Source organism: Maribacter litoralis (assembly GCF_902506355.1).
Lineage (GTDB): Bacteria > Bacteroidota > Bacteroidia > Flavobacteriales > Flavobacteriaceae > Maribacter > Maribacter litoralis.
Window position 1 is genome coordinate 3182850 of record NZ_LR733271.1, and the last position, 12381, is coordinate 3195230.

9 protein-coding genes are annotated in these 12381 nt (G+C 35.1%); 1 reads left to right on the forward strand and 8 read right to left on the reverse strand.

All coding sequences use genetic code 11. The annotated features are described in order from the left end of the window. The first annotated feature begins 40 nt into the window (after positions 1–40). Positions 41–1609, forward strand: coding sequence for a ribonuclease Y (gene rny, locus EXIGUO8A_RS13425; RefSeq protein WP_116772001.1), 1569 nt, complete (start codon positions 41–43; stop codon positions 1607–1609). A 103-nt stretch (positions 1610–1712) separates the two neighbouring features. Here the strand turns inward: rny and EXIGUO8A_RS13430 are convergent, their stop codons facing one another. The 8 genes from EXIGUO8A_RS13430 to EXIGUO8A_RS13465 form a co-directional block, all read right to left on the reverse strand. Next, entirely contained in the window at positions 1713–2924 is a 1212-nt protein-coding gene (locus EXIGUO8A_RS13430) for a sensor histidine kinase (RefSeq protein WP_159303526.1), read from the reverse strand. A 102-nt stretch (positions 2925–3026) separates the two neighbouring features. Continuing rightward, complete coding sequence (locus EXIGUO8A_RS13435) at positions 3027–5045, reverse strand: DUF349 domain-containing protein (RefSeq protein ID WP_159303527.1); 2019 nt, start codon at positions 5043–5045, stop codon at positions 3027–3029. Positions 5046–5189: 144 nt separating this feature from the next. Beyond that, entirely contained in the window at positions 5190–5945 is a 756-nt protein-coding gene (locus EXIGUO8A_RS13440; protein ID WP_159303528.1) for a shikimate dehydrogenase family protein, read from the reverse strand. Next, positions 5917–6936: a DUF368 domain-containing protein gene (locus EXIGUO8A_RS13445; RefSeq protein WP_159303529.1), complete on the reverse strand. Its 1020-nt coding sequence runs from the start codon at positions 6934–6936 to the stop codon at positions 5917–5919. Before EXIGUO8A_RS13445 ends, EXIGUO8A_RS13440 begins: the two co-directional genes overlap by 29 nt. A gap of 13 nt (positions 6937–6949) precedes the next feature. Next, positions 6950–7864 carry a DUF368 domain-containing protein gene (locus EXIGUO8A_RS13450; protein ID WP_159303530.1) on the reverse strand — a complete coding sequence of 305 codons (915 nt, stop codon included), beginning with the start codon at positions 7862–7864 and terminating at the stop codon, positions 6950–6952. A gap of 17 nt (positions 7865–7881) precedes the next feature. Continuing rightward, positions 7882–9285: a tetratricopeptide repeat protein gene (locus tag EXIGUO8A_RS13455; protein WP_159303531.1), complete on the reverse strand. Its 1404-nt coding sequence runs from the start codon at positions 9283–9285 to the stop codon at positions 7882–7884. Between the two features lie 104 nt (positions 9286–9389). Beyond that, positions 9390–10565 (reverse strand): aspartate aminotransferase family protein, encoded by a 1176-nt coding sequence (locus EXIGUO8A_RS13460; protein WP_159303532.1) that lies wholly within the window; start codon positions 10563–10565, stop codon positions 9390–9392. Positions 10566–10573: 8 nt separating this feature from the next. Further along, entirely contained in the window at positions 10574–12277 is a 1704-nt protein-coding gene (locus tag EXIGUO8A_RS13465) for an OstA-like protein (RefSeq protein ID WP_407658205.1), read from the reverse strand. Between the last annotated feature and the right edge of the window lie 104 nt (positions 12278–12381).

The following is a 12381-nucleotide window of genomic DNA, read 5'->3' on the forward strand; positions in this document are numbered from 1 at the left end:
CTTCTCCAATGTGGGCTTTTTTTTATTAATATATTACACTATGGATAGTACAATGATAGTTATAGCCGCAATAGTTGGGCTGGCAGTAGGTTTTGCGATTGCAAAATTTTTGGAAAAAGGGAAGGCCTCTAAAACCATAATTAATGCTAAAAAAGATGCTGAACGCATTTTAAAAGATGCTAAAGCCGAAGGCGAGAGTGTCAAAAAAGAAAAAATATTACAAGCAAAGGAAAAGTTCTTAGAATTAAAGGCCGAGCATGAAAAGGTTATAAATAATAAGGATAAGAAAATAAACGATGCTGAAAAAAGAACTAGAGACAAAGAATCTCAAGTTAGTAGTGAGCTTGCTAAAAACAAGAACATGAATGCTCAGCTAGACAACAAATTAAAAGAAGTAGAGCAAAAGAGACAACTTTTTGACAAGCGTCATGAAGAGTTGGATAAAATGCACAAGAGCCAAATTCAGCAGCTAGAAGTAATTTCCGGTCTATCTGCAGATGAAGCAAAAAATCAACTAGTAGAAAGTCTAAAGGAGACTGCTAGAACAGATGCTATGGCATTTATACAATCTACGGTTGAGGAGTCTAAACTTACGGCACAGCAAGAAGCCCGTAAAATCATTATCAATACTATTCAGAGAATAGGTACCGAAGAAGCTGTAGAAAACTGTGTGTCGGTTTTCAACATAGAATCAGATGATGTAAAAGGGCGTATTATTGGTAGAGAAGGTAGAAATATTAGAGCGCTAGAAGCTGCTACTGGAGTAGAAATTATTGTTGATGATACACCAGAAGCAATTATTCTTTCCTGCTTCGATTCAGTAAGGAGAGAGGTTGCAAGGCTTTCGCTTCATAAGTTGGTGACAGATGGTAGAATTCACCCAGCTAGAATTGAGGAAATCGTTAAAAAGACCGAAAAGCAAATTGAAACCGAAATTGTAGAGATAGGTAAGCGTACCGTGATAGATTTGGGTATTCATGGACTTCACCCAGAGCTAATTCGTGCCGTTGGTAGAATGAAGTATAGATCTTCTTATGGTCAAAACTTATTACAGCACTCTAGGGAAGTTGCTAAGCTTTGTGGTGTAATGGCATCTGAATTAGGATTAAACCCTAAAATAGCTAAACGTGCAGGTTTATTACATGATATAGGTAAAGTTCCTAATACTGAAAATGAAGTGGAAACGCCACACGCCATCTTAGGTATGCAATGGGCAGAAAAGTTTGGGGAAAAACCTGAAGTATGTAATGCCATAGGTGCCCACCATGACGAAATTGAAATGAAAACGCTTATTGCACCAATTGTACAAGTTTGTGATGCTATTAGCGGTGCACGACCAGGTGCAAGAAGACAGGTGTTGGATTCTTATATTCAACGTTTAAAAGACCTTGAAGAGATTGCATTTGGTTTTAGTGGTGTACAAAAGGCTTATGCGATACAAGCTGGTAGAGAGCTTCGTGTAATCGTTGAAAGCGAAAAAGTAAATGACGACAGAGCTGCGCAATTGTCTTTCGAGATTTCGCAAAAAATACAAACCGATATGACCTATCCGGGTCAGGTAAAAGTGACGGTTATTCGTGAAACAAGAGCCGTAAATGTTGCTAAGTAAAAGTAATACCTATTATAATGTTAAAAGCCTCTATTTATAGAGGCTTTTTTAATGGGTACCTTTAAATAAGTTCTGATAGGTCAATACAAATCGTATTGTTTGGTTATGAGGGAAGCTTCGCAAGTGAAAAATTAAAAAACACACCTTCTTCGTTATTTGGGCTTTTGCCTATGGTGATTTTGCCTCCTAATTTCTCTATGAGTGTTTTTATCGTTGTTAATCCAATGCCCGTGTTTTCGACATCATCGATTCCAAGTTTTTCAAATAATCCGAAAACTTTTTCCCAGTATTTTTCAGGTATGCCAGGTCCGTTGTCTTCATAGGTAAAGAAATAAAAGTCTTGGTCTTCAGTGAAGGTTATCTTTATTTTAATGGTAGGGGAGTTCACAAATTTTAAACTGTTAGAGATCAAATCCCTGAATATTTGATCGAAGCTGTTTAATGATTGATATATGCTTATGTCACAATTCATCAATTGTAATTCAACATTGCTAATATCAGCATGTTTGTGAAGTACCTGTTTTAGTTCATTTGAAATATTAAATTCCTCACCAACGATTTCTGCATTGGTAATGGAGTTATAATTAATAATACCATTGATAAGAGCTTCCATATATTCAACTCTATTATCTATAATTTTTAGATAAACAGGAATTTCTGTATCCTTTATAAAATCACTGTAATCATCTTTGATAAAGCTAACCATAGAATTAACTCCTAATAATGGGGTTTTCATATCATGGGCAAGACGGTATGATAGGTGTTTTAACTGATCATTCTTTACCCTTAATTCTTCATTGATCAGTTTTTGTTGCATGTTCTGTTTACGCAGTTCTAGTTGTGCTATAACTTGATCGGCTAGGTCTTTTAAGCAAGCTTGCTGCTTTTCAGTAAATTTTTGTCTGGGTTTTGTATCTATAACACATAGCGTACCAATAGAAGTACCTTCTTTGGTGTTCAGTGGCGCTCCGGCATAGAATTGCACAGCAGGTCCGCCCGTTACTAAGGGGTTGTCAAAAAACCTTTCGTCTTTATTCGCGTCGTTAACTATTAATAAAGAGTCTGGGGTATTTATGGCGTGGGCACAAAATGCAAGCTCTCGTGGTGTTTCAGTTGCATCTATACCATGGTGAGATTTAAACCACTGTCTATCTTTATCAACTAAGGAAACTAGTGCCATTGGGGTGTTGCAAATATCTGCTGCAATACGGGTTATGGCATCGTATTCTTTTTCTTCTAATGTATCTAATACGTTGAAACTATTTAAAACTTCTAGTCGTTGTTGTTCGTTTTTTGGTATTTCTGGTTTTACCATATTTTGGGTATAACATTGTACCTAAATTTAATAAGTAGGTTTTTTCTTACATATAACGATTAAGCAGCTTAATTATTATACCCTTTATAAAAAATGGAATGTTTACTCCTCAGATTGTGGCTCTTCTGTAGATTCGCCTTCATCGTCTTCCTTGAGTAAATTATTCTTTAAAATATTTAGTTTTTTAAGTTTTGCCTTCCATGCAGCCAAAGATTCTTTATGCTGATTTACTCTTTTTATGACATCTTGTACTAATGGATTGCTTTCAGAGGCATTTGAGAAAAACTGTAAATTATTCTCAAGCTGCCTGATTTCATCTTTACTTTCGTCTATTTTCTTTCTAATAAACGCGCGCTCATTTTGTATGGCACGTTCTTGATTGTCATTATTGGTAAGCTGTTGAATTTTGTTTCCGTATTTCAGTAGTTCAGACTCTTGCTTGCTAACGCCACACTTCTGATAAAGGGCATCAATAATTTTGTCGAATTTTTGATTAATACTTTTCTTTTTAAAAGGAACCCTGCCATAGTTTTTCCATTCTTCGGAAAACTTTTTAATCGTTTCTAAATCTTTTGTTTTGTCGCCACTTAATTCAAAAGATTTAAGGCGGTTCATGCATTCTTCTTTCAGCTTCAAATTAGCCTCCTCTTCTTTAAAAGCATCATTTTTAAGGGCATTTAGTCTGTCAAAGTAATGATTGCAGGCAGTTTTAAACTCTTTCCATAATTTATCCGAGTATTTTCTGGGTACGTGGCCAATTTTTTTCCACTGCCCTTGAATACGTTTCATTTCTGAAGTAGTAGTATCCCAATCTTCACTATCCTTTAGCGAAACTGCTATTTCTAACAATGCTCTTTTTTTATCTAAATTTTCCTGTTGCTCTTTTTTTAGATTTTTGTAAAATGCATTTTTATGCTGATTGAATTCTCTAACCGCAGCCTTAAAGCTATTCCAAGTTTTTGAATTTACTTTTTGGGGTACTTGACCGGCGGTAAAAAACGCTTCCCTTAGCTCTTCTAATTTTTTTATCTGTTGTTGTAGCTTACCGTGGTTGTCAGATACGTTCTCCGTAAGTGTATTAATTTCATTTATAATAGCATGCTTACGCTCTAAGTTCTCTTCTTTAATCTTGTCTAGATTCTTAAAGTAATCTTGACGCCTTTCATGTATAATTTTTGTTGCGGCACTAAAACGATCCCAAATTTCTTCTCTATGTTCTTTACCTACGGGACCTAAATCTTCTTTCCAGATTTTGTGTAGTACTTGTAATTCTCTAAACGCCCTATTTAAATCTGGTTCTTTGGCAAGCTCTTCGGCTCTGGCCACAATCTTACTTTTTTCTTCAAGATTATGTTTAAAATCTAGATCTCTTAAATCTCTATTGATATTTAAAAAATCGTAGAAAATTTCAATATGATGGTGGTAAGTTTTCCAAACATTGTTGTAATCTGCACGTGGAATAGGACCGGCATGGCGCCATTTCGCCTGTATATCCTTAAAATTATTATAGGTTGTGTTTATATCTTCTTCAACATTTACCAAGCCTTTCAATTGCTCAATAAGATCTAGTCGATACACTAGGTTTTCTTTGTGGCTTTTTTCTAGGCTCTTGTAATATTGATTACGCTTTTCTCTATATTCTGCATATACTTCATTGAACTGTCGCTTGTCTACTGAATTATATCTAAAATCAATTTCGTTACCGCCGTTAGAAATAAATTCTTCTTTTTTCTCTTCAATAAATTCATCAAATTTCTGATTGAATTCATCTTTGATATTGTCTACGTGCTTTCTTATTGCCTGAACTTTTTCATTCTTTACCAAGCGCTGTAATTCTCCAACTAAATTTTCCATGTTCATTTCATGGTAGTCTGGCATAGGAATTTCATGTCTTTTTTCAGTATCGGTATCTTCTGCATCTTCGGCATTAGAATCGTCAATTTCGTTCATGACATCAGTATTTGCCGTAGATTCATTTTCTTCAGAAGCGTTATCTTCAGGTTGCTCTGTTGAATTTGTACTGTCTTCAACTGTTTCTTCTACCTTGCTTTCTGTAGCTTGTGCGGTAGTGTTTTCTTCAGTTGAATTCTCTTGTAATTTTTGTTGTTTATCCTCAGACATAATCCTATGTTATATGCTTACAAGATAGTAACAACCCTAGTACTGGCAAAGAATTGCTTACTCTTTTTAAATCTATTGCAAAACCCAATAGTATAGGAAAATTCAATTAATGACACCTTATTAAAGACAAGGTGAAGGAGTAGATTACTTTTGGTTCCAGATTTTCCAAGACTTTTCTGCTTGGTATTCTAGCATTTTGTAGCCATTACATATAGTCGCTCCATTTTCTTTTCCAGCCTTTAAAAAGGCGGTTTCCTCGGGGTTATATATAAGATCGAATAGCAAATGTTCTTCATTGATCTCTTGATAAGGAATATCTGGTTTTTGTTCAATATCGGGGAATGTTCCAACGGGTGAACAATTAACGATAAGTGTGTGCTCTTTAATAATGTCATTGGTTAAATCCTTATAGGTATAACCGTTGTTTTTTCCACTTCTTGAAACAAAAGTATAGGTAATGCCCAACTCTTCTAGCACATACGCTATTGCTTTTGATGCCCCGCCAGTACCTAGTATTAGTCCTTTTTGATGATGTTTTTTTAAATTAGGTTCAAGAGATTTTTTAAAACCGTATGCATCGGTATTAAAACCTTTTAATCCATCTTCACCAACTTTTATAGTGTTTACGGCACCTATTTTCTTAGCGGCATCATCAATGTCGTTCAAGAATTCCATTACCTCTTCTTTATAAGGAATAGTAACGTTTAACCCTTTCACATTTTTGGTATTCTTAAAAATGGCAGGAAATTCTGAAATAGAGGAAAGATCAAAATTTTGATAGACATGGTTTTTAAGTTCCATTGCCTCAAATTTCTTTTTAAAATATCCTCTTGAAAATGAATAGGATATATTTTTTCCTATTAAGCCATAATTAGCTTTCTGTTCTTCTGTTCTTTCCATACCAATCTAAAACTAGCAAAATACTAATACCTATTATTATAAAGAATATTGCCATCCAATTTTCTACAACGGTCAAATCTGGTAGAAAACGTTCATAATTCATTATGATCTGTTTTCCATTGGAATCTAAAACCAGATTTCCATCTAAGTCTGTTTTGTAAATAGTTTTTTTCCATGGCCATACCACGCCTAGTGAACCGGTAATAAAACCGAGTATAGTTGCAGTGGTAACATGTTTGTAATGCTTTAGAACAAAGGTCAACAAGTGCGACAAGGTAACAAGACCTGTTGCTGATCCTAAGGTAAAAACGGCTAATATTTTTAATGTATGTAAGCGCTCTGTGTTATTTGTAAAACTAAAATCGCCAACCAATAATTCTGAAAATGTATCGTACAGCGCATTGACCGAGTCTACTAACAGTAACACATAATTACCTAATAGTATTAAAATGAATGAACCCGATAAACCAGGTAGGGTCATGCCAGATACACTGATCATGCCACATAAAAAGATAAATAAAAGATTGTCATTTTCTTTTGCGGGACTAAGAAAGCTGATAGCCACACCAATGCCTAAACCAATGAGGGCTGCGGTAAATGTTTTCTTTTTCCAGTAATCAAAATCTTTGCCTATATAATAGATGGATCCTAGTATCATACCAAAAAAAGTAGCCCAAACGTAGAGTTCACTTTTCACTAAAAAATAGTCCAAAACTTTTGAAATGCTGAAATAACTAACTAGCATTCCAAAAATAAGAAGTGTTAAAAATGAACCATTGATATAGCGATAGAAACTTTTAAACCTACCATTGATCAGAAGCTTAAACGCTTTAGCATTTACCTTTTGTAGAGAATAAATAAATTCTTCGTAAAAACCGCCTACAAATGCTACAATTCCGCCTGATACTCCGGGTACCTTATTGGCGGCTCCCATACAAAGCCCTTTAACCACCAAGAAAAATTTATCGGTAAAGGTACGGGGTGTGTTCATGTAGGTTTTCGCATTACTTCTTTGAAGCGGATTTTTCCAATATAAAAATAAGGGAAAAACCTATGATAGCGGCTACAATGGCAAAAGTTAATTGATTATCACCTTGAAAAGCAAATGGTGAAATATTTTCATCAATTATAATTTCTTTTTTTCCGATCTGAATGATTTCTATGATGTTCTTCCAAGGCCATATTTTGTTCAATGACCCCAAGATGAATCCTGTTAAGACAGCTAATGTGGCATCCTTATAATTGGTAAACATCCATTTTAAGATTCTGGCAAAACTTAATATACCGAAAGCGGCACCACATGCAAATGTTATAATGATTCCGAAATCTTTTTCATTTACTGCCTCTAATACTGTTTTGTAAGATCCTAATAACACTAATATAAATGAACCGGAAATACCTGGTAATACCATTGCACAGATAGCAATAGCACCAGATAAAAAGATAAAAGGTAAACTGCCAGAGCTTGCCGATGGAGGTAGAGTCGTTATATAAAAAGCACTAACCGTACCTATGATAAAGAGAACTATAGCTAGTAAATGCCATTTTTTGATTGATTTTGCAACGAATATTACACTTGCCAATACCAAACCAAAAAAGAAAGACCATGTTGGTATGGGGTGCTCATCTAAAAGCCAAGCAATAATTTTCGATAAAGAGAAGATGCTGATCATCATACCAATTACCAGTGCAAGCAGAAAATTACCGTTCAGTTTTTTCCAGAACATTTTAAAGCCATCTTCTTTTAAAACTTTTAAAGTTTTTAGATTGACGTTATTGATAGAAGTGATAAATTCTTCGTAAATCCCTGTTACAAAGGCAATTGTGCCACCCGATACTCCGGGTACCAGTTCAGCAATTCCCATTGCCATGCCTTTTAAAGAAATGATAGTGTAATCTTTAGGTTTTCTATTTTCCATATGGTGTAGAACCTTTTCTACTTGGTTTTATTGTATTTTTTTACAATTTCCTGAGTCCATTCAGATTGACCATACTGAGGAAAATTTTCTGTGAATAGGTGCAATTTTTTTTGCTCTTTATCAATTTTTAAAGCATCCATCAACATTATGCGAGCATTGATCGGGTCATTTGACAACAGTAGATAACCTACAGATTTATATAACAATTTTAAGCTTTCAGGGTAAAATTCCCTTCCTTGTGCAAGAATCTGAACGGCAGCATCTGTTTCACCATTGATCTTTACTACTTCTGCCCATTTTAGCCAGGTATCAAGTTCGTAGTTGCCTAAATCTACAGCTTGTTTAAATGCAAAGTCGGCTTGATCATAGTTTTCAAGAGCCATGTGGATTTTTGCACATTTTTTCCAATACTGTGGATTCTCTCCGTCGATATTCAAAGCTTTATTAATGTAGAACACCGCTTTTTCAAAATCCCTTTTATTATAATAAAGATTTGTAATGGCCAACCAACCTTTATCCAGTAAAGGATCTTCATGTACGGTCTGGTAGAAATAGTATTTTGCCATATCGGTATCCTTTAGTTTTTCATAGCATTTACCTATTCTTAAAAATGCATGTGAAGTAGGATCCTCAATAGATATGGTAGTTTCGTAGTTTTCAATAGCTTCCTTGTAACGACCTAATTTTTCAAGAACTTTACCTTTTTCAAAATAAGCCCCTATAAATGAATCGTCTGAGATAATGGCAAAATCAAAAGCTGTTAAAGCTTCGGTGTACATTTCTTTATAGTAATACTGTTTGCCCAATTGATGCCATGCCACCTCGCAATACGGGTTTTTCTCTAAATATCCATTTAAATAAACAATGGCACCTTCGTAGTCTTCTAAAAATTCAAAGCAATATACTACGTTGTATAGTGATGAGTAATCTTGTTCATCGAACTCAACACATTTCATAAAACTCTCTTTGGCACTATCGAAGTTGTCCATGAACAAATACTCCATGCCCAAAAGACTATAAACATCAAAACTATTATTGGTTATACTTAGCGCTTTTTGTAAAAGCTCTATTGCTCCTTCGTGATTATCAAGTTTAGATAGGATGTTTGCCCGTTGAATGTAGATTTCCTCGTTATGATTGTCTAAAAGTTGTAATTCATCTAAAAGGGCTTCGGCTTTTTCCATTTGGTTTTCAAAAACCATAACCTCTACCTGTAACAATTTAAGTTCAATTGAACCTGGATGTTGTTGTAGACCAATTTTAATTCCTTTTTTTGCCAAGGAAATTTTACCATGATTTAGGTAGTGGTGCACAATATCTTCAAAATCTTCGGCATCAAAGAAGTAGACATCATCTGTCTTCAACATCGATTCAAATTTTGTAATTGGCTTATCCGGTCTCTCGTTAGATTCTAACGCCATAGGCACTATTTAGTTTTACAAGATATATTAAAAGTAAGTGTTTGTAAGGTGTTTCAGGCGTTGTGCCAATCTATATTATTAACAAATTAGTTAACAACATTGATTTACATGGAGTTAAGAAGGGCTAAAATTATGGCGCAACCTTCTTTTATTTCTAATTCGGATATGGTTATTGGAGGTGATATACGAACGGCTCTATTTTCGAATAACAACCAAAATAATATAAGGTGTTTGTCTTTTGCCCTTAGCACCAATTCATTTGCCGTTTCGGGCGAATCCATTATAAGTGCCAACATCAGCCCTTTACCTCTAACCTCCTTTATTTTGGGGTGTTTCAAAAGATTCTTAAACAGCTGTTCCTTTTTTAAAGTGTCGGCAATTAACGAAGAATTAAGCAATACATTTAATGTTGCCAAACTTGAAGCGGCAATAACCGGGTTGCCGCCAAATGTGGTAATATGTCCCATTTTTGGGTTTTCACTAAGCGTATGCATTATTTCTTTGCTTGCTGTAAAAGCGCCTACAGGCAAACCCGATGCCATACCTTTACCGATTACCAATATATCTGGTACACAATTGTAATGTTCAAAGGCGAAAAGCTTACCAGTTCTGCCAAAACCAGGTTGAATTTCATCTAATATCAATAACGCTCCAACTTCTGAACACCTTTCTTTTACTTTTTTTAAATAACCATTTTCCGGAAGAATGAATCCGGCGCCACCTTGTATGGTTTCCAGTATTACACAGGCAGTTTTAGTCGTAATTTTTTCTAAATCATCCTCGTTATTGAATTTTATATGGTAAACATCTGGTAATAATGGTCTAAATACACTCTTGCGCTCTTCAAAATCCATTAAACTTAAACTGCCCATGGTATTACCGTGATAGGCAGATTTTGCGGCAATAATTTCTGATCTTCCTGTATATCTTCTTGCTAACTTCAATGCCCCTTCAATAGCTTCGGTGCCAGAATTGACCAAGTAGGTGACCTCTAACGAAGTGGGTAGCTGATCGGCAAGTAATTTTGTATACTCGGTTGCTGGTGATTGGGCGTATTCACCATATACCATTACGTGCATGTATTTTTCTACCTGAGTTTTTATGGCATCAATAACCTGTGGGTGACAGTGACCAAGGGTACACGCCGAAACACCTGCAACGAAATCTAAATGTTGGTTGCCATCGGTATCATAAATATAACTGCCTTTGGCATGAGATACTTCCATACCTAAAGGGCAAGGGGAAGTTTGTGCCTGGTATTTTAGAAAGTCTTTGTTCATCTAAACTTCTAATTCTCCTTTTTTGGTGTTATGGATTTCTTAGGGTCTGTAGCTTTATTATTGGTAGAAATATTATTGATAGGGTCAGATTCGTTTTGGCTACGTTGTTGCTCTTCGGCATCTATATCTATTGGGTTATCTATACCATTAATGACTACAAGTTCTAAATTGTTGTCATCCTCATCAAAAATATCCTCTTTTGTAAGTATGCGCTCATCGCCCCGCCAAACAAAGCCCTTTAATCTTCTGCTATTTTCCGGCAGGTCTTTTTCAGGAAATATATCGCCATCTGGGTCGGTATAAAACGTAAGGTCTTCAATATCATTATCAACCATGGTAATACGGATCTTACTACAAACCGTTTTATCTATACCAATAAGTTCATCGTCATCATTATACATATAATAAATAACCTCTGTATTTTGAACCAAGTCTATCAGTTTTAGCTCGTTATCTATGAATTTGCCAAACAAGTTTATTCCCTTTGCTTGATTGTACCCGGTCATGCTAACACTATCCAAAGAAATAATGAAGGCGTTTTTTAGAACTTTTAACGAGTCTAGTTTTTCGGTTTCCAAATTCGATTTTAAGTGAATGCTATCACCGGTCATTTGATTGGCACCGTTCCAAATAATAGGGTTTTTAATTAATTGGGTAATACCTGTTTTTTGTTCTGAATGTATACTGTCACATTTACCGCTTAAATCTGTTTTGTAGAATTTGGCATTTCTAAATGCTCTTAGAATTCGCTCTTCGGGTTTACCGGTGACCATTAACGTATCTCCATGAACATAGAGCGAATCTCTTTCTTGAACAGAGATAGAAACAGCTCTTCTAGTTGCAAAGACAGAATCTTTGGCTTTAAATACTTCGGCGTAATGGGCTCTGATAATACCTTTGTTAATAGTATCGGTAACAGTAATGTTATTGGTGGCCGAAGCAAATTCTTGTGCTTTATTGAAATACACACTGTCACCTTCGATAATTCGATTGTTATAATCTATGCGTGTATTTTTAATGCCGTAACCGGTTTCTACCTTGGTATCGTAAAAACCTCTTTCACAATAAATTTTATACGTTTCTCCGTTTATGGTTGACGGACCGTACATGTAGGCATTTTTAGAATTCGTGTAATAATCTAATTGTTCTGAGTCTAACGTATATTCAGGATTTTGAACATGTACACTATCTAAAAACTGATACTTTTTAAGTTCCATAAAATACTTGCCAATCTTGCTGGTAAGTGTGTTGGCAGAATCTACTACGGTACCATTATCTTGATAAAATGCTTCTTGTTTTACACGATCTAAACGTAGTGTGTCGGTTCTTAAAGTCATGTCAGAATTGGTGAGAACAACATTGCCCCAAGCCTTTGCCAGTTTTACATCACCTAAATAGTTGATTTTTTTACTGGTCATTTCTATAGAATCGCCCTGTTTCAAAATGACATTACCAATTGCTTCTAATCGATTTTCTAATTGATAATAAATGGCAACATCGCACCATAGATCAGCACCTTGATGTTCAAATTGCACTTGGCGGGTATCTTTACTAAAGATAGAGGCACCTGGGTATTCAGCTTCGTTTTTTGTGAAGTTGGCACCGTAGACAATATTGATTTGCTTGGGTTCTTCTTCATTATTGTCTTGTTGGGCAAAACCGAAAAGAGAACATGCAAAGAACAAAAGAACAACTAAATAAATCTTTTTCAACCTAAAAATTTTTTCAAAAATAGGATATTTTAAAGGAGCCTTGCCAAGGTTAAGATACTTTTGACATTTTGGTTGCTTAAAAGTGTCTTTAATTTAAAATATTC